Here is a 23,530-nt window from a genome sequence, read left to right on the forward strand (position 1 = left end):
GGCGGAGACGGGGGAAGAGTACGGGAGGGATGAGCGGGGCGGATAAGTCTTCGCCTCTCCCCGCCTGTGGGAAGGGGGGGTGACGGGCATGCGGCAGTTCCGCTTGCATCGCCTTGCCCGTTGAACCTCAGCGCCCCCTCACCCTTACCCTCTCCCCCGAAGGGGGCGAGGGGATAGCCTAGAGCCGGCGGACCATGACGCTGCGCAGCGCCGGATCGTGGCCGGCGGCGGTTTCCTGGTCGCGCATGGTCTGTAGCGTCGACGGAATATCCGCGCCCGTGACCTCGATGAATCCAAGACGGGCGTAATACGGCCCGTTCCAGGGGATATCGCGATAGGTGGTCAAGCCCATGGCGTTCGCGCCCGCATGCCGGGCCGCGCTGATGGCGGTCTCGATCAGCTTCGCGCCCAGGCCCCGGCGATGGTGGTCGAGGTGGATCGACACCTGATGGATCACCGCCAGATCGCCATGAACCTCGCCGGCCAGATAGCCGACGGGGCGATCATCCCGGGTGATCACCCACAGGGCGTCGTGACCCAGATGAGCCTGGAGGTCGTCCAGGCTCGGCGGCGGATCATCGGCGACCCAAGCCAGATCGGTCTCGCGGAAGGGCTCGCCGGCTGAAACCTCGATCTGCTGCAGGATCGCAAGGTCCGCCGACCTCGCCGGGCGGATCACGTAGCCGTCCATCAGGCCGGGCCGGTGACCACGGGCGCGTCGGGCAGACCGCCCCATTCAGTCCAGGAGCCGTCGTAGACCGCCACGTCGAGCAGGCCGAGGCGATGCAGGGCAAGGGCCAGGATCGAAGCCGTCACGCCAGAGCCGCAGGTGGTGACGATCGGCCGGGTCAGATCGACGCCGGCGTTCTCGAACACGGCCTTCAGCTTGTCCGTCGGGAGCAGCGTGCCGTCGGATGCGATGACTGCCGAGGCGGGCACGCTGCGGGCGCCGGGCATGTGGCCGCCGCGCAGACCCGCGCGGGGCTCCGGCGCCTCGCCGGTGAAGCGGGCGGCGGGGCGGGCGTCGACCAATTGCTCGCTGCCGGTGTCGACGGCGTCACGCACCTGGTCCTTGTCCCGGATGAGGTCGGCGGTGAGGCGCGGGGTGAAGGGTTGCGGTTGCGGCGCGGGCGTCAGGTCGTCCACCGGGCGGCCCTCGGCGGTCCACTTGGCCAGGCCGCCGTCGAGCACGAAGACCTTGTCATGGCCCATGGCGCGGAAGGCCCACCAGGTGCGGGCGGCGCGGAAGCCGCCCCCGTCATAGACGACGATGGTCGATCCGTCGCCCAGGCCCAGGGCGCCCACTGACGCGGCGAACTCGGTCGGGGAGGGCAGCATGTGCGGCAGGTCGCTGGCCGTGTCAGCGATCGTGTCGATGTCGAAGAATACCGCGCCGGGAATGTGGGCCTGCGCGTATTCGCGTTTCGGGTCGCGGGCCTCGGCCGGCATGTACCAGCTGGCGTCGACGACCTTTACGTCCGGAGCCGAAAGACGCTCGTGCAGCCAGGCGGTGGAGACGAGCGGATCATTCGACATGGGAACCTCAGGCAAGCCAGGGCGGCGTCGGCAGGCCACGCTCGGCCAGGAACGCCGGATTGAACAGCTTGCTCTGATAGCGTGATCCGTGGTCGCACAAAACGGTCACGATGGTGTGGCCCGGCCCCAGGTCGCCAGCCATGCGGATGGCCCCGGCCACGTTGATGCCGGTGGAGCCGCCCATGCACAGGCCCTCGTACTGGACGAGGTCGTAGAGCACCTCGAGCATCTCCTGGTCGGAGATGCGATAGGGGCTGTCGATCTTCAGGCCCTCGAGGTTGGCGGTGACGCGCCCCTGGCCGATCCCCTCGCTGATCGAATTCCCTTCCGACTTCAGCTCGCCGTGGGCGTACCAGTTGTAGAGCGCCGCGCCGTGCGGGTCGGCTAGGCCGATCTGGACGCCGGGCTTGCGCTCTCTCAGCGCTTCGGCGACCCCGGCCAAGGTGCCGCCGGAGCCGACGGCGCAGATGAAGGCGTCGACCTTACCTCTTGTTTGGTCGAAGATTTCCGGACCCGTCGTCAGGTAGTGCGCCTGGCGATTGGCGACGTTGTCGAACTGGTTGGCCCAGATGGCGCCGCTGGGCTCCGTGCGGGCCAGATCCTCCGCCAGGCGGCCGGAATAGCGGACATAGTTGTCGGGGTTGGAATAGGGGACGGCGTCCACCTCGACCAGCTCGGCGCCGAGCAGGCGGATGGCGTCCTTCTTCTCCTGGCTCTGGGTGCGGGGGATGACGATGGTCGCCTTGTAGCCGAGCGCCGAGGCAACCATGGCCAGGCCGATCCCCGTGTTGCCGGCGGTGCCTTCGACGATGCGGCCGCCCGGACGGATCAGGCCCTTGGCCTCGGCGTCGCGGATGATCTGCAGGGCCGCGCGGTCCTTCACCGACTGGCCGGGGTTCATGAACTCGGCCTTGCCCAGGATCTCGCAGCCGGTGGCGTCGCTGGCCCGCTTGAGACGGATCAGGGGCGTATCGCCGATGGCGTCGAGGACGCTGGTCTGGACGGTCATGCGAAGCCTTCACGAGGGCTGGAAAACGGGCTGCCCGTAAATCGTCACGGGACCCGGTGATGCAAGGGCAGCTTTTCTGAAGCCGCGCGGCGCGCCTTCAGCGTCTCTAATCAGGCCTCACTCAGGACCGCGCGAGACCCAGCTGGATGACGTTGGTCCGCTCTGTCCGGAAGCCCGCCTCGCAATAGGCCAGGTAGAACTTCCACAGCCGGCGGAACCGCTCGTCGAAGCCCAGGGGCTTGATGTCGGCCCAGGCGGCCTCGAAGCGCCGGGCCCATTCGGCCAGGGTGTCGGCATAGTCCTGGCCGAAGCGCACCAGGCTTTGCCGCCGGAGGCCGGCCTTGGCTGTCTCCTCGTCCAGCCGCGCCTCGCTGGGCAGCATGCCGCCGGGGAAGATGTACTTCTGAATGAAGTCGGCGCGGCTGCGGTAGTGGCTGAACAGTTCGTCGCGGATGGTGATGATCTGCAGCGCCGCCAGGCCGCCGGGCGACAGCACGTCGTGGACCTTGCGGAAATAGGTCGGCCAGTAGGACTTGCCCACGGCCTCGAACATCTCGATGGAGGCCACGCGGTCGAACTGCCCGTCCACGTCGCGATAGTCGATCAGCTTGATGTCGGCGCGCTCGGCCAGGCCCGCCTCGAAGATGCGCTTGCGGGCGAAGTCGTACTGCTCGCGCGAGATGGTGATGCCCGTGACGTGGGCGCCGCGTTCCTTGGCGGCGAACTCGGCGAAGCCGCCCCAGCCGCAGCCGATCTCAAGCACCCTCTGGCCGGGCGACAGGGCCATGGTCTTGGCGAGGGCGGCGTACTTCTCATGCTGGCCGTCTTCGAGCGACGGGTGCGCCGGATCGAACTTGGCCGACGAATAGGTCATCGAGGGGTCGAGCCACCGCGAATAGAAGGCGTTGCCCAGGTCGTAGTGGGCGTGGATGTTCTTGGCCGACCCCTTGCGGGTGTTGGCGTGCAACAGGTGACCGATGAAGTTCACGGCCCGCATCAGCGGATTGCCGTCGACCAGGGCCTTGATGCGATCGAAGTTGAGGGTGAACGCCGTCAGCAGGTCGGCGAGGTCGGGGGTCTCCCACTCGCCGGCCATGTAGCCCTCGGCGAAACCGATGTCCCCGGCGCGAAACACCCGGCCGACGAAGCGGTAGTCGCGAATCTTCAGGATGCCGTTCGGGCCGGGTTTGGAGCCCTTGATCGGGATGGCGCGGCCGGAGGGCAGGATGAAGGTCACCGCGCCGTAGAGCCAATTTTCGGCGCAGACGCGAACCAGCGTGCGGAAGACCGCTGGGGCCAGCTTGAGGTCGGGATCTTCCTTAAGCCTCGGAAGATCGAGCGGCATGTCAGTCATGCGTTTCCTCCGTGCGACAAGCTTACCATCAATCGTTCAACTGCGGCGAATTGGCGTCGGCCTTCACCGCCTGGTAGGCGTCGAGCGCTCGGCGGCGGGCCGCGTCGTGCTCAAGGATACATTTGGGGTAGGTGTCGCCCAATCGCACCCCCGCCTTGTCCAGAACGGCCTGTGGGGCCATCCAGGGCTCGTGGATGTGCTTGGCGGGCAGGCCGGCCAGCTCTGGAACCCAGCGACGGATGTAGTCGCCGTCGGCGTCGAACTTCTGCCCCTGGGCGATGGGGTTGAAGATGCGGAAGAACGGCGAGGCGTCGGCCCCGCAGCCGGCGACCCACTGCCAGTTGTTGACGTTGTTGGCCATGTCGGCGTCGAGCAGCGTGTCCCAGAACCACGCCTCGCCCTCGCGCCAGTCGATCAGCAGGTGCTTGGTCAGGAAAGAGGCGGTGATCATCCGCACCCGGTTCTCCATGTAGCCGGTCGCCCACAGCTCCCGCATGCCGGCGTCGACGAAGGGATAGCCGGTGCGGCCGCGCTTCCAGGCTTCCAGGCCGTGCTTGTCATGCCGCCAGGGCAGATGGTCGAAGGCCGGCTTGAACGGATGCCGCGGCAGATCAGGGCGCGCGTAGAGCAGGCCGTGGTTGAACTCCCGCCAGCCCAACTCCGACAGGAACTTGTCCACTTGGCTGTCCGAGGCTCCGCGATGGGCCGCGGCGTGGGCGGCCCGCCAGATGGCGCGAGGGCCGATCTCGCCGAAGTGCAGGTGGGGAGAGAGGCGGGAGGTCGCCTCTCGCGCCGGAAAATCCCGCCCTTCGGCATAGTCGCGCAGGTTCTCGTCCAGGAAGTCGCTCAGCCGCTCGCTGGCCCCGGCTTCCCCGGGCGTCCAGTCTGAGAAGCCCTTGGACCAGTCGGGTTTGCTTGGGTGTAGATCCCAGTCCGTGAGCCTGTCGGACGCCGGCCAGCGCGACGGCGCGGGAAGGGCGTCCGGCGCGCGGCGGATGACGTCGATATGGACCTGAGACCGCAGCGCCCGCCAGAAGGGGGTGTAGACCTTGTAGTGCCCGCCGGTCCCGGTCTTGAGCTCCCACGGCTCGGTCAGGAGGGAGGCGTTGCAGGAGGCGACCGATGTCTCGGCTTTCTCGAGGTCGGTCTTGATCGCCTTGTCCCGCTTGATGGTGTCCGGATCGTAGAGGCGGTTCCACAGGACGCACTCGGCGCCGGTCTCCTCGACCAACGCCTTGAGGATTTCGCCCGCCGACCCGCGGCGCAGGATCAGTCGTGATCCGACGGCCTCCAGGTCTTCGCCAAGGGCGCGCAGGGATTTGTCCAGCCACCACAAGGACGCGCCGCCCATGGGGCGGACGTCCTTGGTCTCGTCCAGGATATAGACGGGGATCACGGACCCGCCATGCTGGGCGGCCTTGTGAAGGGCTGGATTGTCGGCCAGACGCAGGTCTCGGCGGAACCACACGATCACCGGACTTTGCTGCGTCATCGCCACCCCTTTCGCTTGCGCTTACAATTCCTGAGGGCCAATTACGTGTCTTCGACCCGTCTGGATGAGGCTTACCTTGACTGAAACGAAATCCGTCCAGCCGAACGCGGTGATCGAGATTAAAACGCCGACGGGCAAGCCTGTCCGCATCGGTCAGCGCGAGCGCCTGTCGATCATCGCCGGCCCGTGCCAGATGGAAAGCCGTCAGCATGCGCTGGAGACCGCGCACGCCCTGAAGGAGATCGCCGGCCGCCTGGGCATCGGCCTGATCTACAAGACCTCCTACGACAAGGCGAACCGCACCTCGGCCAACGCCCAGCGCGGCATCGGGCTGAAGGACAGCCTGCCGATCTTCGCCGAGATCCGCGAGGTCACCGGCCTGCCTACCCTGACCGACGTGCACGAGACCGAGCATTGCCCGCTGGTCGCCGAGGCCGTCGACGTCATCCAGATCCCGGCCTTCCTGTGCCGCCAGACCGACCTGCTGCTGGCCGCCGCCGCGACCGGGCGGGCGATCAACATCAAGAAGGGGCAGTTCCTGGCCCCGTGGGACATGAAGAACGTCATCGCCAAGGTCACCGGCGCCGGCAATCCGAACGTCATGGCCTGCGAGCGCGGCGCCTCCTTCGGCTACAACACCCTGGTTTCCGACATGCGCTCCTTGCCGATCATGAGCGAGATCGGCTGCCCCGTGGTTTTCGACGCCACCCACTCGGTCCAGCAGCCCGGCGGGCACGGGACCAGCTCGGGCGGCCAGCGCGAGTTCGTGCCGGTCCTGGCCCGCGCGGCCGTGGCCATCGGCGTGGCGGCGGTGTTCACGGAGACTCACCCCGATCCGGACAATGCGCCGTCGGACGGGCCCAACATGGTGCCGATGAGCCAGTTCGAAGGCCTGATCGCCGAACTGCTGGAATACGACCATCTGGCCAAAAAGCGCCTGGGAGCGGCCGCATGAGCGCGCCCCGCCGCATCATCTTCGTGACCGGCGGGGCCGGTTTCATCGGCTCCAACATCGTCGGCCGCCTGGCCCAGGATCCGAGCCTGGACGTGGTGGTCTGCGACCGTCTGCGCGAGGCCGACACCGGCAAGTGGCGCAACATCGCCAAGCACCCGATCGGCGACTTTGTCCATCCCGACAACATGTGGGAGTGGCTGGATAAGCGCTGGCGTGACGTCGAGGCGGTGGTCCACATGGGCGCGGTGTCGTCCACGACCGAGCCGGACGCCGACAAGATCATCCACGCCAACTTCACCCTGTCGCGCGACCTGTTCCGCTGGTGCGCGGATCACCAGCGGCGGTTCATCTACGCCTCGTCGGCCGCCACCTATGGCGACGGCTCACAAGGCTTCGAGGACAAGGACGACTATCAGTCCCTGACCGCCCTGCGGCCGCTGAACACCTATGGTTGGTCCAAGGCGCTGTTCGACCAGTTCGCGGCTCGCCAGGCGGCCCGCGACTACGCCCCACCCCAGTGGGTCGGACTGAAGTTCTTCAACGTCTACGGGCCGAACGAAGAGCACAAGGGCGGCATGAAGTCGGTGGTCGCCCAGATCTGGCCGAAGGTTGTTCACGGCGACACGGTGCGGCTCTTCAAGTCGCACAATCCCGACTACGCCGATGGCGGCCAGCTGCGTGATTTCGTCTATGTTCGCGATGTCGCCGACGTCGTGGAGTGGCTGACACAGAGCCCGCAGGTGAACGGCGTCTACAACCTGGGCTCTGGCCAGGCGCGGTCGTTCAAGGATCTGGCGGAGGCGACCTTCAAGGCCGCCGGCAAGACGCCGAAGATCGAGTATTTCGACATGCCGCCCGGCCTGCGCGGCAAGTACCAATACTACACCCAGGCCAGCATGGAGCGGCTGAAGGCGGCGGGTTACGCCAAGCCGTTCAGCACCCTGGAAGAGGGCGTCACCGACTACGTCCAGTCCTACCTCTCGCAGCCCGATCCCTACGCCTGATCCTCGATGTCCGCGACGCGCGCCCTGAAAACTCGTTGCGTCGTGGTCGGCGGCGGCCCGGCCGGCATGGTTGCGAGCCTTCTGCTGGCGCGGGCGGGTGTTGAGACCGTCGTGCTGGAGAAGCACGGCGATTTCCTGCGCGACTTCCGCGGCGACACGATCCATCCCTCGACCTTGCAGGTGATGGCTGACCTGGGCGTGCTGGAGGAATTCCTGCGGCTGCCGCACCAGAAGGTGGTCGAGCTTTCGGGCGAGTTCGGGAATGAGCGGTTCCGCGTCGCCGATTTCGGACATCTGCCGACCGCCGCGAAGTTCCTGGCGATCATGCCCCAGTGGGATTTCCTGAACTTCCTGGCTGAGCAGGCGCAGCGCTATCCAGAGTTTGGCGTGCGGATGAAGACGCGGGCCGTCGGCTTGATCGAGCGCGACGGCAAGGTGGTCGGCGTGGAGGCGCAGGACGCCGAAGGCCCTCTAACCATCACCGCCGACCTGATCATCGCCGCCGATGGTCGCGACTCCGTGATCCGCGATCTCAGCGGCCTGCCCAAGCGCGATCTCGGCGCCCCTATGGATGTCTTGTGGATGCGCTTGCCTCGCGAGGAGGCGGATGGCGATACGCCGCTGGGCCGGTTCGACGCCGGCCGCATCTTCGTGATGATCCCGCGCGGCGAGTACTATCAGTGCGGCTATGTCATTCCCAAAGGCGGCTCCGACCAGGTGCGCGCGGCGGGGCTGCCGGCGCTGCAGGCTCAGATCGCCAAGTTGTCGCCGATCCTGGCCGGCCGCGTCGGCGTGCTGGACGACTGGGAGAAGGTGAAGACGCTCACCGTGACGGTCGATCGGCTGGAACGCTGGTGGCGGCCGGGCCTGCTGTGCATCGGAGACAGCGCCCACGCCATGTCGCCCGTGGGCGGCGTGGGGGTGAACCTGGCGATCCAGGACGCGGTCGCCGCGGCCAACATCCTTTCCGGGCCGCTGCGGCAGGGGCGCCTCCTGGACGCTGACCTGGCGGCGGTGGAGCGCCGCCGGGCGTGGCAGGTCAAGCTGACCCAGGCGATTTAGGTGTTCGTCCAGCAGCGCGTGATTGCCGCGATTCTGGCGGGCAAGGGCGCGCCGCGCGCCGCTTGGCTCGTGCGATTGATTGACCGTTGCCCCAGGCTGCGCCGGCTTCCGGCCCGCTTCCTGGGCATGGGCGTGCGGATGGAGCGGGTTCGCTCGCCCGATATTCATGGGCCGACGTCATGAGCGGGCGCGGCGTGAAGCTGACCGTATTGGCGGGCGTGATTCTCGTCCTGGGCCTGCTCGCCTCCGCCGCCTTCGTGTGGCGGGACGACATCCTGCGCACGGGGCTGGACCCGAAGGTTCCCTACCAAACCTACAATCCGCCCCCCGCGCCGAACTATGCGCAGGCGGACGCCTGGGCGCTGCTTCCGGCCCGCGCCGAAACGCCAGCGGCCGACGCGCCGGCGGCGGACGTCTTCTTCCTGCACCCGACCACCTATGACGGCGGCGGCGATTGGAACGCGCCAATCAGCAAGGAGCAGTCCAACCAGGCCCTGGCGACGGTCATGCTGCCCAACTATGCGGGACCGTTCGAGCGGGTGGGGCGCGTGTTCGCCCCTCGCTACCGGCAGGCCAGCCTCTATACCCGCCTGACCCTGCGCGAGGACGCGCGGGAGGCGCGGCGCTTCGCCTATCAGGACGCCCGTGCCGCCTTCCGGCGCTATCTGGCAGCCTATGGCGGCGAACGGCCGTTCATCCTGGTCGGGGTGGAGCAGGGCGGGGAACTGGCCGCGCGTCTTCTGCAGGAAGAGATCGCCCCTGATCCGGTGCTGCGGGCTCGCCTGACGGCGGCCTATCTGCTGCAAACCCTGACGCCGACCGATCTCTATGGTCCGGGCTCGCTGGTCGGCGCTTGCCAGATGAGGCGGCAAGCCGGCTGCGTCGTCGCCTATACGGCGGTTCCGGCCAATGATCGGGAGGCGCAGCGCCTGTTGCCGGAGCGGGCTCTGGTCTGGAACAGCGCCGGCGATCTGGTGAATTTGGATGGTCGGCAGGCGCTGTGCGTCAATCCGTTGCTGGGCGCCCAGACCGACGAGGCGGCGAGCGAGCGGCTGAACCTGGGCGCGGCCAACGCCACGGGATTGGAATGGGGCGTCCGGCCGGCCTTCCTGAAGCGTCAGGCCGCCGCGCAATGCCAGGCCGGCCTGTTGAAGGTCTCCAAACCGCGCTCGGACGCGTTCAAGAACAGCGGCGGCTGGGCGGATCGCAAGAAGGCTAGCGGATACAATCTGTTCTACGCCGATCTTGAAGCGGATGCGCAAGGACGGCTGGAAGCCTGGACCTCAGCCCGCCTCGCCCAGCGGTGATCCCGCGCGCCAGTCGAACAGTTCCTGCAGCACCCTGAGCGCTGCGCCCCTTTCGGTGGTCAGCTCCGGGTCGCGCGCCAGGATCAGGCGGGCGTCGTCGGCGGCCACTGCGATCAGTTCACGGTGGGCGACAGGGTCGGCCAGGCGATAGGCGGGAAAGCCGCTCTGGCGCAGGCCCAGCGGATCGCCACCGCCGCGCAGCTCCAAGTCCTTCTCGGCGATCAGGAAGCCGTCGTCCGTCTTGCGCAGGATGTCGAGGCGCGCCTGGGCGGTCTCCGAAAGCGGGGGATCGTAGAGCAGGACGCAGGCGCTTTCGCGCGCGCCCCGACCCACGCGGCCGCGCAACTGGTGCAACTGAGCCAGGCCGAAGCGTTCGGCCTGTTCGATGACCATGATGCTGGCGTTGGGGACATTGACCCCGACCTCGACCACGGTGGTGGCGACTAGCACCGACACCTTGCCGGCGGCGAAGGCGGCCATGACCGCGTCCTTGTCGGCGGCAGGCATCTTGCCATGTACCAGGCCGACGGAGTCCCCGAGGATGCGGCGCAGGTCTTCCGCCCGACCCTCGGCCGCCTGGAGGTCGATGAGTTCGGACTCCGACACCAGCGGGCAGATCCAGAAAGCCTGAGCGCCGTCGCGGATGGCGGCTTTCAAGCGATTGACCACGTCGCCGATGCGCGGGGTCGGCACGGCGGCGGTGGCCACGGGCGTGCGGCCGGGGGGCTTCTCGTCGATGCGCGAGACATCCAGGTCGCCGAAGACCGTCAGCTCCAGCGTGCGGGGGATCGGCGTCGCGGACATGGCCAGCAGATGGACGCCGTCGCCCTTGTCCTGCAGCCGGCGACGCTCGCCCACGCCGAAGCGATGCTGCTCGTCGATGACGGCCAGGCCGAGGCTTCGGTACGCCACGTCGTCCTGGAACAGCGCGTGGGTGCCGACCGCCACGTGCGCCGTACCGTCGAGCAGGGCCAGCAGCTTCTCGGTCCGCACCTTGCCCTTGTCCCGGCCGGTGAGCAGCAGGACGCGCAGGCCGGCGGCCTCCAGCGGCGAGGCGATGGTCTCGTAGTGCTGGCGGGCGAGGATTTCGGTTGGCGCCATGAGGGCCGACTGCAGCCCGGCCGCCGCGGCGTCAGCCACGGCCAGCATCGCGACCACGGTCTTGCCGGCGCCGACGTCGCCCTGCAGCAGGCGGCTCATGCGCTCGCCTGACGCCAGGTCGCCGCCGATGTCGGCCAAGGCGCGCTGCTGCGCCCCGGTCAGGCGGTAGGGCAGGGCGGCCTCGATCTGCTGGGCATGGACGCCGCGGCTGGCGATCTTCGGCGCGGGGTGCGAGCGGCGGGCCGCCTTGCGCTGAGCCAAGGCCAGCTGATGCGCCAGCAGTTCGTCATATCCCAGGCGCCGGCGCGCACGGGACAGCGGCGCGAGGTCGGCTTCGGACTGAGGTTCATGAACCCGCTCCAGAGCGTCGCGCCAGGAGGGGAAGGCCTCGCGCGCCAGCCAGGCGGGGTCCTGCCACTCGGGCAGGTCCGTGGCGCGGCTGAGCGCCTCGTTGGCCAGCTTGCGGATAGCGCGGGAGGCAAGCCCGGCCGTGGCGGGATACACGGGCTCCAGCTCCGGTATCTCGTCCGCCCGTTCGACGGGAAGGAGATAGTCCGGGTGGGCGATCTGCACCTCGCCGTTGAAGCGTTCGACCTTGCCGCTGACGATGCGCTGCTCGCCGACGGGGTTCTGCTTCTCCAGCGCATCGCCATAGACCTTGAAGAACACCAGGGTGACGAACCCCGTGCCGTCATAGGCGCGGATGCGCCAGGGCAGGTTGGGGCGGCCCGGCTTGATGTGGGCGTCGATGGTGACGACCAGGGTCTGGATCTCGCCCTCGGCCACCTTGTCGGCGGTGGTCGGCGTGCGGCGGATGACCGACTGCGGCGTCAGGAACAGGACGTCGCGGACCAGGGAGCCGGCGACCTTCTCCACCAACGGCGCGACGCGCGGCCCGACGCCCTTCAGCGTGCCGATCGAAGCAAAGAGCGGGAAGAGAATCTCGGGCCGCATGGGGGCACGATAGCAAGGCTTGCCGCCCGCCGTCAGGCGGGGCGACGCGCCGAGCGGGTGACCAGCCAGATGCCGCCGCACACCAGGATCAAGGCGGCAAGATTCTTCCAGGCGAAGATCGTCTCATGCAGGAACGCGGCAGACAGGATCACGCCGAAAACCGGGATCAGGAAGTTGAACGGAGCGACCAGGCTGACCGGATTGTGCTTCAGCAGCAGGCTCCAGATCGCGAAGGCGGCGGCCGAGAGCGCGCCCAGGTGGATCAGCAGGAGGGTGGAGCGCCATTCGAAACCGTGGACCTCCCCGCCGACGGCCATGCCGCCCAGAGTGAGGACCAGCCCGCCGATGCCCAGCTGCCAGCCGGTCATGATCATCGGGTCGAGGTCGCGGGACAGGCGTTTGCCGTAGATCGACGCCCCGGCCAGGATGAAGGCCGAGAAGGCGACGAAGCCCTCGCCGGTGATCGTGAAGTCGAAGTCGGTCAGGCCGCTGCCCAGGTTCACGGTCAGCACGCCCAGGAAGCCGACCAGGCAGCCCAGCGCCTTGCGCCCGGTCAGCCGGTCGTTGGCGTAGACGAAGTGAGCGATCAGCACGCCGAAGAACGCGCCCGTGGCGTTCATGATCGAGCTCTTCACGCCCGTCGCATTGGCGACGCCGATGTAGAAGAACACATACTGCACCGTCGTCTGCACCAGACCCAGCAGGGTGATCTGGCCGAACTGCCGGCGGGTGAAGCCAAAGATCGGCCGGCGTAGAGCGACCGCCACGCCAAGCAGGATCAGACCGGCCAGGACGAAGCGATAGCCGGCGAACACCACCTGGTCGGCCAGGTCGGTGCGGGTGATCTCCAGCAGGCGGTAGCCGTTCTTGATCGCCGGGTACGAGCTGCCCCACAGCACGCAGCAGAACGCGGCGGCGAGGTAGACGAAGCGGCGATTTGAGAAGAGGTCCGGTTTGACGGGCGCGACGGCCGTCACCGGCTCATCCAGGGCTTGGACTTGGAAGCGGAGCGCGCGGAGGCCAGCTGCTCGGCCTTGCGCTGGGCGCGGCCGGAGGTGTGGCCTTCGCCGACTTCGAGGCGTTGCTTCTTGGCGGCGACGAGGGCCGCCATCTTTTCGGCTGGGGTCTTGGCGTCTTCGGACATGATGGGGCGCGCCATAGCACGTTGATCATGACGGGGGGTAGAGCGCGAGTAGGGCCCGGGTCACGCCATTGGTCCAACCGAAGCCGTCCTGAAGCGGATATTCGCCGCCGCCGCCGGGGCGGACCTCCTCGATGTCGTACTTTTCGAGCATCCGGCCGCTGGCCTGATATTCGCGGTTCACGGTGGCCAGCCATCGCTTGCCGATCTCGCCGGCCAGGGCGTCCTCGCCGTAATTGCGCAGACCTTTGACGGCGACCCACTGAAGCGGCGCCCAGCCGTTGGGCGCGTCCCACTGCTGGCCCGTATTGAGCGTCGTGGTGCGCAGGCCCCCGGGGGCGAGCAGTTCATCCCAGGTCTTCTGGGCGACGATATTGGCCTGGCGCTGGCTGGCGGCGCCGACGAACAGGGGATAGAGGCCGGCGGCGGTGATCAGGTCCGACGGTTTGCGGTCGCGCCAGCGATAGTCGACGTAGGCGCCGCGTTCCGGGCTCCATAGCCAGCGATCAATGGCGACCTTGCGGGCATCGGCGCGGCGTTCGAATTCCTCGCCGCACTCCGGCTCGGCCAGGCGGCGGCAGGCGTTGGCGATGGCCCGCTCCATCCCGTACATCAGGCTGTTGAGGTCGACGGGGACGAAGGCGGTGGTGCGGATGGTCCGCAGGTTCTGTCCGTCTGTCAGCCAGCGGGCGCTGAAGTCCCAGCCGCTTTCGGCCCCGGCGCGCAGGTCGCGGAAAATCTCGGCGGCGGGGCGATTTCCCTCGCGGGCGGTCAGGATGTCCTCGCGCCAGGACTCGTCGCGCGGCGTGTCGCGGTCGTCCCAATAGCGGTTGAGGGTCGCGCCGTCGGGCAGCCGCACGACGCGGGAGGAGGCGGCCCCGGCCTTCACATCCTCCTCGCCCTCCATCCAGAAGGCGTGCTCTCGCCGCATCTGGTCGGTCCGGCGCTTGAGCAACGCCAGGTCGGTCTGATCGGCCAGGCCGACCATCAAATAGAAGAACGGCGGCTGCGAGCGGCTGAGGTAGTAGCTGCGCGTGCCGTTGGGAATGCGGCCGTAGCGGTCGATCAGGCTGCCGAAATCATCGACCATGGCCTCGATCAGGTCGTGACGCCCGTCCTGCGCCAGGCCCAGCATCGTGAAATAGCTGTCCCAGTAGTACATCTCCCGGAACCGCCCGCCGGGAACCACGTAGGGCTCATCCAGGCGTAGGGCGGTGGAGCCGGGCGGCGGGGCGGCGGGCTGGCGGGTCAGGATCGGCCACAGCCGGGAGATGTGCGCGTCCATGGGCGGCCGCGCCGTGGACGGTGTCGGGACCAGGACTTCTTGCGGCAGGTCGAAATGGGCGATGACGAAACGCTTCAGCTCTTCGTCCGAGAACCAGAGCTTGGTCCTGTACTCGGCCAGGATCTGTTCGGGAGAGCGGCGCGGCGTGGCGTCGACGAAGGTCTTTCCGTCGGGGAACAGCCGCCGCATCTGCACCTGATAGAAGAGCTCGCCATACAGATCCGCCGGGGTGGCGATCTCAGCATGCGCGCTTCCAAGGGAGAGAGCCGTAGCGGCGGCGATGACCATGTTTCGAAGCAAGCATACCTCCGACTGAACAGAGGCTGAACGCGTCAGGACCCGTGTGGCTGCCTCAGGCGCGGGCGCCGGGCTTGCCGATGAAGACCCGGTAGCCCTTCTCGTCGGCGATGGCGAGCATCTCCTTGTCGCCGTCGGTGTCGCCATAGGCGGCGGCCAGATGAACGTCCTCGCCGAACACCTCCTGCAGGCGGCGCACCTTCTCGGCCCCGCGGCAGTTGGCGCCGGTGAAGGCGCCGCTGACCTGGCCGTAGGCGTTGACCTCCAGCTGGGTGCCGATCAGGGCGTCGGCGCCGAGGCCGCGCGCGAAGGGGGCGACGATGGTTTCGGGCGAGGCGGTGACGATGACCGCCCGGGCGCCGCGGGCTCGCCAGCGCCGCCAGGTGGCCACGGCGTCGGGACGCAGCAGGCGGGTGGCGTGGGTCTCGGCGAAGACCTTGGCCTCGGCCTCGATCTTTTCGAGCGGCACGCCCTTGAGGAACTGGACCACGGCGGCGGCTTTCAGCCGCCCACGGTCACGGTGCCCCAGATAGGACAGAATCGCGGGTGTAAGTTTGAGAACGCCCAAGGTGTAGCGGGCGCGGCCGACGCGCCAGGCGAGGAATGCGGTGAAGCTGTCGCGGACGGTCATGGTGCCGTCGAAGTCGAACGCCACCAACGCCTTGTCATCAAGCGGGTCGTTCATCGGCCGCGAAGGCGCGGCCATGCCCATGGGCCGCCTAGAGCGTCTGACCATCGTTCACGCACTGCAACTGTTCGGTACGTTTTCGACCACGATTCCCGTTCGGCGCTAACAGGGCTGTGGCGTTGTCGGATGCGATGCGGTGTCGCGGTGCTACCGCGTGGCGTATCGACGTCCTATATGACCTAATGGGAAGCAAGCTGCCTCAACCGGGGCGTGTTTAGTGTCTCTATCCCCAGTTTAAGCGCTCAAAGGGTTGTGAAGGGCGCTCGGATCGGGGAATGTCAAGGTTTAGACAACCCGTGGCTCGTATCCTGCATTTAGAACAGGAAGCGAGACGTCTTTCGGGAGTGGTGGCGACCGGTTTCGACCAGACGCCGCCGTAGCGTGAGAAGCGATATGACTAAAGCCGCCAGCGGCGACACCAAGAGCACTCTGTACTGCTCCTTCTGCGGAAAGAGCCAGCACGAGGTGCGCAAGCTCATCGCGGGCCCGACCGTGTTCATCTGCGATGAGTGCGTCGAGCTGTGCATGGACATCATCCGCGAAGAGCACAAGATCGCCTTCGTGAAGTCCAAGGACGGAGTGCCCACGCCGCGCGAGATCCGCGAAGTGCTGGACGACTACGTCATCGGTCAGGACCACGCCAAGAAGGTCCTCGCTGTCGCGGTCCACAACCACTACAAGCGCCTCAACCACGCGACGAAGAACAACGACGTCGAGCTGGCCAAGTCCAACATCATGCTCGTCGGCCCGACCGGTTCGGGTAAGACGCTGCTGGCCCAGACGCTGGCGCGCATCATCGACGTGCCCTTCACCATGGCGGACGCCACCACCCTGACCGAAGCCGGTTACGTGGGTGAAGACGTCGAGAACATCGTGCTGAAGCTGCTGCAGGCCGCCGACTACAACGTCGAGCGTGCTCAGCGCGGCATCGTCTACATCGACGAAATCGACAAGATCAGCCGCAAGTCCGACAATCCGTCGATCACCCGCGACGTTTCGGGCGAAGGCGTGCAGCAGGCCCTGCTGAAGATCATGGAAGGCACCGTCGCCTCCGTGCCGCCGCAAGGCGGGCGCAAGCATCCGCAGCAGGAGTTCCTGCAGGTCGACACCACCAACATCCTCTTCATCTGCGGCGGCGCCTTTGCCGGCCTGGAGAAGGTGATCAGCGCTCGCGGTCAGGGCGCCTCGATCGGCTTCGGCGCCAAGGTCGCCGATCCGGATGAGCGTCGCACCGGCGAAATCCTGCGCGAAGTCGAGCCGGAGGACATGGTCAAGTTCGGCCTGATCCCGGAATTCATCGGCCGTCTGCCGGTGATCGCGACCCTTGAGGACCTGGACGAAGCGGCCCTGGTGAAGATTCTCACCGAGCCGAAGAACGCCCTGGTCAAGCAGTACCAGCGTCTGTTCGACATGGAGAATGTCGGCCTGACCTTCACCGACGACGCCCTGTCGGCGGTGGCCCGCAAGGCCATCACCCGCCGCACCGGCGCCCGCGGCCTGCGCTCGATCCTGGAAGCGATCCTGCTGGAGACCATGTTCGAACTGCCGAACTATGACGGCGTCGAGGAAGTGGTCGTGAACCAGGAAGTCGTCGAAGGCCGCGCCCAGCCGCTGGTTATCTACGCCGAGAAGAAGGCGGGCGGGGCGGCCTAAACGCTCCCGCAGCCTGAAAGATCAAACGGCGGCTCCTCGCGGGGCCGCCGTTTTTCTTTCGGTCACGCCTGAACCATTTGTCACGTGATCGGCGAACGGCGGTCGTCTAATTCACATCTATCGGGGGATCTGATGACTTTCCGCATTATTTGCATGGCCGCCGCGGCGGCGTTGACCGCCAGCCCCTCTACGGGCCAGACCGCTGCGGAGACGTGGCGTGCAATGACGCGCATCGATCTGGACGGGGCCTACGATCTGCTTAAAACGGACCACCCTGGCTCGGCGCTGGAATTAGGCGACGTCGAGTTCGTACGGACGCTCGAGGCGAACTATACGCTCGCGAAGAGCCGGGCCGCCCAGGTTGAGAATATCGAAGGATACGGCGCCGTTCTGTCGGGCTTCGCGGTCGGCGTGGGGGACGCCCATGTCGGTTCGCGCGTGAATTATCGAGCCGACGTGAACTGGGCAGGCGTAATCATCGCCAAGAAGGGTGACGCCTGGACCGTGGCCGAATCCGATGTCGCCGATCTGCGCGATGCTGTCATTGTCGAATGCGACGGCGTTTCGGCCGCCCGCTTCGCCGAAGAAAAGCTCGGCGGATTCCGCGCCGTGTGGCGGGTCGGCGCCCAACGCATCCAGGCGGCTCCCTATCTGCTTATCGACGAGGGCAATCCCTTCGTCCTGAAGCCCAAGACGTGCACCTTCGAAAGGGGTGGGGTCCAGCGCGTTGAAAATCTGACTTGGCGCCCAATCAGCCGGACCGACTTGCGGACGAAGGTGTTGAAGGCGGTTCCCTACGGCGCAGCCGGGTACGGCGTGCGGCCATTCGCGGGTGGATACTGGATCTCGCTCGAGGGCTTGGGCGGCAAGGCCGCTGAAGTGGTCCAGGTGGTGCAGAAACAGTCAGCGCAGTTGCACGCCGCGCCGATGGTGGTTTTGGACCTGCGAGGCAATGGCGGCGGTTCGTCAGTCTTTGGCCGGCAGATCGCGGAAGCCCTGGTCGGCCGCCCCCGAGTCAACGCCCTGTTGCGCGACAACGAAAGCGACTGCAACACAGCTTGGCGGCTGTCGGCCCGGAACCTGAAGCAGATCGACCTGTACAAGACCGAGATGCGCAAGCAGATCGGCGAAGAGTTCGTCGATAATCTCCACGCTCAAGCGACCGCCGCAAAGGCGGCGGGCCAGCCGTTCTCCGCTCCCGTGCGCTGCGACAAGAGCCGCGAGGCGCCCCGTTCCGCCGCGACCGCTCCGTCGCTGATGGAGGGGCGTCTGATCGTGCTTACCGATCACATCTGCTTTTCGTCCTGCCTGATCGTGACACAGGATTTCCGTCGGCTCGGCGCGCTCCATGTGGGGCAGGCGACAAACGCCGACACCCATTTCTTCGAGGTACGGGTGGACACCCTGCCGAGCGGCCTGTCAGTCTTCTCGACGCTGCAGGCGTTCTCGCCTTCCGCGCCGAAGGACATGGGTCCCTTTGAGCCAGCCCTAGCCTATTTCGACGACATTTCCGACACCAAGGCCTTGGAGGCCTGGATCGCCGGCCTGCCGGCGGCCTGACGCGCTTATACTTGACAACTCCTGCTCCCAGCGCGATGCCGGGGCAGGGGGAAACAAACATGACCGAAGTCGCGTCGGCGTCTAACCGCCGGATTCTGACCGCCAGCCTCGTGGGCACGGCCGTCGAGTTCTACGATTTCTATATCTACGCCACCGCGGCCTCGCTAGTGTTCGGGCCGTTGTTCTTCCCCAGCGCGTCGCCGTCGATGCAGCTGATTTCCTCCTACGCCACCTTCGCCATCGCCTTCTTCGCGCGCCCGGTCGGGGCGGCGCTGTTCGGGCACTTCGGCGACCGGGTGGGGCGCAAGTCGACCCTGGTGGCCAGCCTGCTGCTGATGGGCGGTTCGACCGTGGCCATCGCCTTCCTGCCGACCTACGCCATGGCCGGTTGGATCGCGCCGTTGCTGCTGTGCATGCTGCGCTTCGCCCAGGGCCTTGGCCTTGGCGGGGAGTGGGGCGGGGCGGCGCTGCTGGCGGTGGAGAATGCTCCGCCAGGGTGGAAGGCCCGCTTTGGCATGTTCCCGCAACTCGGCGCCCCTGTCGGCTTCCTGGCCGCCAACGGCCTGTTCCTCATCCTGGGCATGATCCTGAGCCCCGAGGCCTTCATTAGCTGGGGTTGGCGTCTGCCCTTCTTGGCCAGCGCCGTGCTGGTGGCCGTCGGGCTGTGGGTGCGCCTGAAGATCAGCGAGACGCCCGCCTTCACCCAGGCCATGGCCGAGGCGCCGCCGCCCAAGGCGCCGCTGGGCGAGGTCCTGGCGGGCTATCCGTTGCAGACCCTGGGCGGCGTCTTCGCGGTGGTGGCCTGCTTCGCGCTCTACTACCTCGCGACGACCTTCGCGCTCGGCTACGGCACGACGACGCTGGGCTACAACCGGCAGGTCTTTCTCGGGATTCAGCTGGCCGCCATCGGGTTCATGGCCGTCGGCATCGTGGTCGCCGGCTACTGGTCGGACGCACGGACGCCGCGAAAGGTCCTGATGACCGGCTGCGCCCTGACGATCGCGGCTGGTTTCGTGCTCGCGCCGCTGATGGGGTCGGGCTCGCTGTTCCTGATCTGGGGATTTCTGGCCCTGGCCCTGTTCCTGATGGGCTTGGTCTATGGACCGCTGGGCGCGTTCCTGCCGGGCCTGTACCCCGCACGCGTGCGCTATACGGGGGCGTCCATGGCGTTCAACGTCGGCGGCATCCTCGGCGGCGGCCTAGCGCCGATGGTGGCCCAGGCTCTGGCGGACAAAGGCGGTCTGACCCCGGTCGGCTTCTATCTGAGCGCGGCCGCGCTGATCAGCTTCCTGGCTCTGGCGGCGCTTCGCAAAGAGGCCGAATGAGCTGTGGATAAGCTCGCTTCTACCTGCGACCCCCTGCCGCTGCGCTGCGGCGCCGCTTGAACGCGGTCGCAAAAGGTCCACATAAATCTCCGAACGCCGTCCAATCGCGGGCGGACGGATCGTACGACTTAGGCGCATCGTTTGAGTGACTGCGATCCGTAAGGTCGAGCGTGACGCAACGCGCCGGCCAGGAGTTGAAAGCATCATGTCCGAGATCAAAACCCTTCCTGTGCTGCCCCTGCGGGACATCGTGGTGTTTCCGCACATGGTCGTGCCGCTATTCGTCGGCCGCGATAAATCCGTGCGCGCCCTGGAAGAGGTGATGAAGGGCGACAAGCAGATCCTGCTTCTCACCCAGAAGAATTCCGCCGACGACGATCCCGCTCCGGAGGACATCTTCGAGGTTGGCGTCATCGCCACCGTGTTGCAGCTGCTCAAGCTTCCGGACGGCACCGTGAAGGTGCTGGTCGAGGGCAAGGGCCGCGCCGGCGTGGCCAAGTTCACCGACAATCCGGAATATTACGAAGCCGACGTGGCCGAACTGGCCGAGGACGGCGGCGAGAGCCGTGAAGCCGAGGCCCTGTCGCGGGCCGTGGTCGAGCAGTTCGAAAACTATGTGAAGCTCAACAAGAAGGTGCCGCCGGAAGCCCTGGCCTCGATCCCGCAGATCGCGGAGCCGGGCAAGCTGGCCGACAGCATCGCCGCGCACCTGTCGGTGAAGATTGGCGACAAGCAGAACCTGCTCGAGATCTTCAATGTCGTGAAGCGCCTGGAGAAGGTCTTCGCCCTCATGGAAGGCGAGATCAGCGTCCTGCAGGTCGAGAAGAAGATCCGCTCGCGCGTGAAGCGCCAGATGGAGAAGACCCAGCGCGAGTACTATCTGAACGAGCAGATGAAGGCGATCCAGCGCGAGCTGGGCGACCAGGACGATGGTCGCGACGAACTCATCGAACTCGAAAAGCGCATCAAGAAGACCAAGCTGTCCAAGGAAGCGCGGACCAAGGCCGAGAGCGAGCTGAAGAAGCTGCGCAACATGAGCCCGATGTCCGCCGAGAGCACGGTCGTGCGGAACTATCTGGACTGGCTGCTGTCGGTGCCGTGGGGCAAGGCCAAGACCAAGAAGATCGACCTCAACGAGTCCGAGGCGATCCTCGACGCCGATCACTATGGCCTGGAGAAGGTCAAGGAACGGATCCTGGAGTACCTGGCCGTGCAGGCCCGGACCAACTCTCTGAAGGGCCCGATCCTCTGCCTCGTCGGTCCTCCCGGCGTGGGCAAGACCTCGCTCGGCAAGTCGATCGCCAAGGCGACGGCTCGCGAGTTCGTGCGCATGTCGCTGGGCGGCGTGCGTGACGAGAGCGAGATCCGCGGTCACCGCCGCACCTATATCGGCTCGATGCCCGGCAAGGTCATCCAGTCGATGAAGAAGGCGAAGACCACCAACGCCTTCGTCCTGCTCGACGAAATCGACAAGATGGGCAGCGACTGGCGGGGCGACCCGTCCTCGGCTCTGCTCGAGGTGCTGGACCCGGCGCAGAACTCGACCTTCGGCGACCACTACTTGGAAGTCGATTACGACCTGTCGCAGGTGATGTTCGTCACCACGGCCAACAGCCTGAACATGCCCCAGCCGCTGCTGGACCGCATGGAGATCATCCGCATCCCCGGCTACACCGAGGATGAGAAGCTGGAGATCGCCAAGCGTCACGTCCTGCCGAAGCTGGCCAAGGACCACGGGCTGAAGCCGGAAGAGTTCATCGTTCCGGACGAGGCGATCCGCGACCTGATCCGCTACTACACCCGCGAAGCCGGCGTGCGTTCGCTGGAGCGTGAACTGGGCGGTCTGGCCCGCAAGGTCGTTCGCGATCTGGCGCGCGAGAAGGTCGCTTCGATCACCATCGACGACGAACGTCTGGCCAAGTACGCGGGCGTCAAGAAGTACCGCTATGGCGAGACCGACGCCGAAGATCAGGTGGGCATCGTTACGGGCCTGGCCTGGACCGAGTTCGGCGGCGACATCCTGACCATCGAAGCCGTCAAGATGCCGGGCAAGGGCCGCACCACGGTCACCGGCAACCTGAAGGACGTGATGAAGGAGTCAATCTCGGCGGCGCACTCGTATGTCCGTTCGCGGTCCTTGCGCTTCGGCATCAAGCCGCCGGTGTTCGAGAAGACCGACATCCACGTGCACGTGCCGGAAGGTGCGACGCCCAAGGACGGTCCGTCGGCCGGCGTGGCCATGGCCGTGTCAATGGTCTCGGTGCTGACCGGTGTTCCGATCCGCAAGGATATCGCCATGACCGGCGAGATCACCCTGCGCGGCCGGGTGCTGGCCATCGGCGGCCTCAAGGAGAAGCTGCTGGCCGCTCTGCGCTCGGGCGTGAAGACGGTGCTGATCCCGCAGGAGAACGCCAAGGACCTGGCTGACATCCCCGACAACGTGAAGAACGCGCTGGAGATCATCCCGATCTCGACTGCCGACGAAGCGTTGAAGATCGCCCTGACCGGCCCCCTGACGCCGGTGGAGTGGAACGAGGACGAGGAGCCGATGCGCCCGATCAAGGGCGGGGACGACCTCGACAGTGATGCTGTCCGCGCCCACTAGGGTTAGCGAACATCATAAATAACAAGGTTATCGCTGATAACTTGCGTAGGGCGGGAGATTCCCGCCCTACGTTCGTTTGACGGGCGTTACACAACCGCCATACTCCCGGTGAAGCGAGCGGCGCAGACAAACAAAAGCGCCGCCGTTCATTAGGCTGGGAGAACTACATGACTAAGGCGGAACTCGTCACGGCGATCGCCGAGAAGGCGGGCATCAACAAGAACCAAGCCAAGGATGCGCTGGAAGCGTTCATCGATTCCGTGACCGGATCGTTGAAGGCAGGCCAGGACGTGCGTCTGGTGGGCTTCGGCACCTTCAAGGCCGTTTCCCGCGCCGCGGGCACTGCGCGCAACCCGCGTACGGGCGAGACGGTGAACCGTCCGGCGTCCAAGACCGCCCGCTTCCAGGTGGGCGAGGGTCTCAAGGGCGCCCTGAACGGCTGAGCAGTTCCAGTAAGTTTCGGAAGAGGGCGGGCGCCATTCGGGTCCGCCTTTTTCTATGGCCGCTTCCAACGAAGCGAACAGCCCGCTAGAAGGCGTCTCCCGGGCGGCTAGCTCAGCGGTAGAGCGTCTCGTTTACACCGAGAGGGTCGGGGGTTCGATCCCCTCGCCGCCCACCACCACTCCCTTAGGAGCGGTCCTCCAGAAGATCCCAGCGGTTGCCGTAGAGGTCCTCGAACACCGCCACCGAACCGTAGGGCTCGCGGCGCGGTTCTTCGAGGAAGCGTACGCCGCGCGCTAGCATGGCGGCATGATCGCGGTCGAAGTCGCGGGTTTTCAGGAACAGCAGCACCCGGCCGCCTGCCTGCTGGCCCACCGCCGCCGATTGCTCGGGCGTGGCGGCCTTGGCCAGGAGCAGGGCGGTTTCGCGCGCTCCTGGCGGCGCCACGCGCAGCCAGCGCTTTTCCGCGCTCAGCGGAGTGTCTTCCTGAAGCTCGAAACCCAGGACCTGGGTGTACCAGTCCCGCGCCTCGTCATAGTCGCGGACGACGAGGGTAAGGGCGCCGATGTGCATGGCAGAAGCTTAGAAGGGGCCGATGGGCGGCGGCAAGGCCTGGGCGCAGGCATAAGCGGCGACCATGACCACCAGGGCGATGGCGGCGAAGCGCAGGAACGCCATCGCGGCGCTGACTGGCTCGATGGCCAGGGGCGCGTGCGGGTCGATGACCGGCTTTTCCTCGGCTTCGCTCATGGAGTTCCTCG

At 66.7% G+C, this 23,530-nt stretch carries 22 protein-coding genes and 1 tRNA gene; 11 read left to right on the plus strand and 12 right to left on the minus strand.

Translation table 11 applies throughout. The features are described from left to right. Nucleotides 1-178 precede the first annotated feature (178 nt). From ABOZ73_RS18665 to ABOZ73_RS18685, 5 genes are all read right to left on the minus strand, one after another. Nucleotides 179-691: a GNAT family N-acetyltransferase gene (locus tag ABOZ73_RS18665; RefSeq protein ID WP_369059599.1), complete on the minus strand. Its 513-nt coding sequence runs from the start codon at nt 689-691 to the stop codon at nt 179-181. Further along, a complete protein-coding gene (gene sseA / locus ABOZ73_RS18670; RefSeq protein WP_369059600.1) occupies nt 691-1,536 on the minus strand; it encodes a 3-mercaptopyruvate sulfurtransferase in 846 nt (281 codons plus the stop codon). The genes ABOZ73_RS18665 and sseA overlap by 1 nt, the downstream gene beginning before the upstream one ends. Before the next feature lie 7 nt (nt 1,537-1,543). Beyond that, entirely contained in the window at nt 1,544-2,545 is a 1,002-nt protein-coding gene (locus tag ABOZ73_RS18675) for a cysteine synthase A (RefSeq protein ID WP_369059601.1), read from the minus strand. 121 nt (nt 2,546-2,666) lie between these two features. Then, on the minus strand, nt 2,667-3,899 hold the full coding sequence (locus ABOZ73_RS18680) for a class I SAM-dependent methyltransferase (RefSeq protein WP_369059602.1): 1,233 nt from the start codon (nt 3,897-3,899) through the stop codon (nt 2,667-2,669). 28 nt (nt 3,900-3,927) lie between these two features. Next, nucleotides 3,928-5,391 (minus strand): deoxyribodipyrimidine photo-lyase, encoded by a 1,464-nt coding sequence (locus ABOZ73_RS18685; protein ID WP_369059603.1) that lies wholly within the window; start codon nt 5,389-5,391, stop codon nt 3,928-3,930. Nucleotides 5,392-5,467: 76 nt separating this feature from the next. On the opposite strand from ABOZ73_RS18685, the gene kdsA reads away from it, so the two are divergent. The 5 genes from kdsA to ABOZ73_RS18710 are packed head-to-tail and all read left to right on the plus strand — an operon-like array spanning nt 5,468 to nt 9,719. Continuing rightward, on the plus strand, nt 5,468-6,346 hold the full coding sequence (gene kdsA / locus ABOZ73_RS18690) for a 3-deoxy-8-phosphooctulonate synthase (protein WP_369059604.1): 879 nt from the start codon (nt 5,468-5,470) through the stop codon (nt 6,344-6,346). After that, a complete protein-coding gene (gene rfaD / locus ABOZ73_RS18695) occupies nt 6,343-7,350 on the plus strand; it encodes an ADP-glyceromanno-heptose 6-epimerase (RefSeq protein ID WP_369059605.1) in 1,008 nt (335 codons plus the stop codon). The genes kdsA and rfaD overlap by 4 nt, the downstream gene beginning before the upstream one ends. 6 nt (nt 7,351-7,356) lie before the next feature. Then, a complete protein-coding gene (locus tag ABOZ73_RS18700; protein WP_369059606.1) occupies nt 7,357-8,412 on the plus strand; it encodes an FAD-dependent oxidoreductase in 1,056 nt (351 codons plus the stop codon). Continuing rightward, nucleotides 8,413-8,595: a hypothetical protein gene (locus ABOZ73_RS18705; RefSeq protein WP_369059607.1), complete on the plus strand. Its 183-nt coding sequence runs from the start codon at nt 8,413-8,415 to the stop codon at nt 8,593-8,595. Beyond that, nucleotides 8,592-9,719, plus strand: a complete 1,128-nt coding sequence (locus tag ABOZ73_RS18710) for a DUF3089 domain-containing protein (RefSeq protein WP_369059608.1) — start codon at nt 8,592-8,594, stop codon at nt 9,717-9,719. The genes ABOZ73_RS18705 and ABOZ73_RS18710 overlap by 4 nt, the downstream gene beginning before the upstream one ends. Here the strand turns inward: ABOZ73_RS18710 and recG are convergent. From recG to ABOZ73_RS18735, 5 genes are read right to left on the minus strand one after another with little or no spacing between them, the layout of a single operon-like run. Beyond that, nucleotides 9,696-11,774: an ATP-dependent DNA helicase RecG gene (recG, locus tag ABOZ73_RS18715; protein WP_369059609.1), complete on the minus strand. Its 2,079-nt coding sequence runs from the start codon at nt 11,772-11,774 to the stop codon at nt 9,696-9,698. The genes ABOZ73_RS18710 and recG overlap by 24 nt on opposite strands. A 32-nt stretch (nt 11,775-11,806) precedes the next feature. Further along, entirely contained in the window at nt 11,807-12,751 is a 945-nt protein-coding gene (locus tag ABOZ73_RS18720; protein WP_369059610.1) for a DMT family transporter, read from the minus strand. Beyond that, on the minus strand, nt 12,748-12,918 hold the full coding sequence (locus tag ABOZ73_RS18725; protein ID WP_369059611.1) for a hypothetical protein: 171 nt from the start codon (nt 12,916-12,918) through the stop codon (nt 12,748-12,750). The genes ABOZ73_RS18720 and ABOZ73_RS18725 overlap by 4 nt, the downstream gene beginning before the upstream one ends. Nucleotides 12,919-12,943: 25 nt before the next feature. Further along, a complete protein-coding gene (gene treF / locus ABOZ73_RS18730) occupies nt 12,944-14,500 on the minus strand; it encodes an alpha,alpha-trehalase TreF (RefSeq protein ID WP_369059612.1) in 1,557 nt (518 codons plus the stop codon). Nucleotides 14,501-14,552: 52 nt separating this feature from the next. Beyond that, the gene (locus ABOZ73_RS18735) at nt 14,553-15,203 is read right to left on the minus strand and encodes an HAD-IB family hydrolase (protein ID WP_369059613.1); all 651 of its coding nucleotides are present in this window, start codon (nt 15,201-15,203) and stop codon (nt 14,553-14,555) included. 375 nt (nt 15,204-15,578) lie between these two features. Here ABOZ73_RS18735 and clpX point away from each other — a divergent pair, with 375 nt between their 5' ends. The 6 genes from clpX (at nt 15,579) to ABOZ73_RS18765 (ending at nt 22,947) form a co-directional block, all read left to right on the plus strand. Further along, nucleotides 15,579-16,838 (plus strand): ATP-dependent Clp protease ATP-binding subunit ClpX, encoded by a 1,260-nt coding sequence (gene clpX, locus ABOZ73_RS18740; protein WP_277786307.1) that lies wholly within the window; start codon nt 15,579-15,581, stop codon nt 16,836-16,838. 132 nt (nt 16,839-16,970) lie between these two features. Continuing rightward, nucleotides 16,971-18,398, plus strand: coding sequence for a S41 family peptidase (locus ABOZ73_RS18745; RefSeq protein ID WP_369059614.1), 1,428 nt, complete (start codon nt 16,971-16,973; stop codon nt 18,396-18,398). 59 nt (nt 18,399-18,457) lie between these two features. After that, a complete protein-coding gene (locus tag ABOZ73_RS18750; protein WP_369059615.1) occupies nt 18,458-19,723 on the plus strand; it encodes an MFS transporter in 1,266 nt (421 codons plus the stop codon). A gap of 205 nt (nt 19,724-19,928) precedes the next feature. Continuing rightward, nucleotides 19,929-22,328, plus strand: coding sequence for an endopeptidase La (gene lon / locus ABOZ73_RS18755; RefSeq protein WP_369059616.1), 2,400 nt, complete (start codon nt 19,929-19,931; stop codon nt 22,326-22,328). Nucleotides 22,329-22,495: 167 nt separating this feature from the next. After that, nucleotides 22,496-22,771, plus strand: coding sequence for an HU family DNA-binding protein (locus ABOZ73_RS18760; protein ID WP_369059617.1), 276 nt, complete (start codon nt 22,496-22,498; stop codon nt 22,769-22,771). A 101-nt stretch (nt 22,772-22,872) separates the two neighbouring features. Beyond that, nucleotides 22,873-22,947, plus strand: a tRNA-Val gene (locus ABOZ73_RS18765). Between the two features lie 8 nt (nt 22,948-22,955). Here the strand turns inward: ABOZ73_RS18765 and ABOZ73_RS18770 are convergent. Together ABOZ73_RS18770 and ABOZ73_RS18775 are read right to left on the minus strand one after the other, a co-directional pair. After that, nucleotides 22,956-23,342: a VOC family protein gene (locus ABOZ73_RS18770; RefSeq protein WP_369059618.1), complete on the minus strand. Its 387-nt coding sequence runs from the start codon at nt 23,340-23,342 to the stop codon at nt 22,956-22,958. A 9-nt stretch (nt 23,343-23,351) separates the two neighbouring features. Beyond that, nucleotides 23,352-23,519 (minus strand): hypothetical protein, encoded by a 168-nt coding sequence (locus ABOZ73_RS18775; protein WP_369059619.1) that lies wholly within the window; start codon nt 23,517-23,519, stop codon nt 23,352-23,354. Nucleotides 23,520-23,530 lie beyond the last annotated feature (11 nt).

Origin of the sequence: Caulobacter sp. 73W, assembly GCF_041021955.1 — a bacterium.
Lineage (GTDB): Bacteria > Pseudomonadota > Alphaproteobacteria > Caulobacterales > Caulobacteraceae > Caulobacter.

Coding starts and splice junctions, on each gene's coding strand:
- ABOZ73_RS18665 (WP_369059599.1), bottom strand. CDS start 691: ATGGACGGCTACGTGATCCGCCCGGCGAGGTCGGCGGACCTTGCGATC.
- sseA (WP_369059600.1), bottom strand. CDS start 1,536: ATGTCGAATGATCCGCTCGTCTCCACCGCCTGGCTGCACGAGCGTCTT.
- ABOZ73_RS18675 (WP_369059601.1), bottom strand. CDS start 2,545: ATGACCGTCCAGACCAGCGTCCTCGACGCCATCGGCGATACGCCCCTG.
- ABOZ73_RS18680 (WP_369059602.1), bottom strand. CDS start 3,899: ATGACTGACATGCCGCTCGATCTTCCGAGGCTTAAGGAAGATCCCGAC.
- ABOZ73_RS18685 (WP_369059603.1), bottom strand. CDS start 5,391: ATGACGCAGCAAAGTCCGGTGATCGTGTGGTTCCGCCGAGACCTGCGT.
- rfaD (WP_369059605.1), top strand. CDS start 6,343: ATGAGCGCGCCCCGCCGCATCATCTTCGTGACCGGCGGGGCCGGTTTC.
- ABOZ73_RS18700 (WP_369059606.1), top strand. CDS start 7,357: ATGTCCGCGACGCGCGCCCTGAAAACTCGTTGCGTCGTGGTCGGCGGC.
- ABOZ73_RS18710 (WP_369059608.1), top strand. CDS start 8,592: ATGAGCGGGCGCGGCGTGAAGCTGACCGTATTGGCGGGCGTGATTCTC.
- recG (WP_369059609.1), bottom strand. CDS start 11,774: ATGCGGCCCGAGATTCTCTTCCCGCTCTTTGCTTCGATCGGCACGCTG.
- ABOZ73_RS18725 (WP_369059611.1), bottom strand. CDS start 12,918: ATGTCCGAAGACGCCAAGACCCCAGCCGAAAAGATGGCGGCCCTCGTC.
- ABOZ73_RS18735 (WP_369059613.1), bottom strand. CDS start 15,203: ATGGCCGCGCCTTCGCGGCCGATGAACGACCCGCTTGATGACAAGGCG.
- clpX (WP_277786307.1), top strand. CDS start 15,579: ATGACTAAAGCCGCCAGCGGCGACACCAAGAGCACTCTGTACTGCTCC.
- ABOZ73_RS18745 (WP_369059614.1), top strand. CDS start 16,971: ATGACTTTCCGCATTATTTGCATGGCCGCCGCGGCGGCGTTGACCGCC.
- ABOZ73_RS18750 (WP_369059615.1), top strand. CDS start 18,458: ATGACCGAAGTCGCGTCGGCGTCTAACCGCCGGATTCTGACCGCCAGC.
- lon (WP_369059616.1), top strand. CDS start 19,929: ATGTCCGAGATCAAAACCCTTCCTGTGCTGCCCCTGCGGGACATCGTG.
- ABOZ73_RS18760 (WP_369059617.1), top strand. CDS start 22,496: ATGACTAAGGCGGAACTCGTCACGGCGATCGCCGAGAAGGCGGGCATC.
- ABOZ73_RS18770 (WP_369059618.1), bottom strand. CDS start 23,342: ATGCACATCGGCGCCCTTACCCTCGTCGTCCGCGACTATGACGAGGCG.
- ABOZ73_RS18775 (WP_369059619.1), bottom strand. CDS start 23,519: ATGAGCGAAGCCGAGGAAAAGCCGGTCATCGACCCGCACGCGCCCCTG.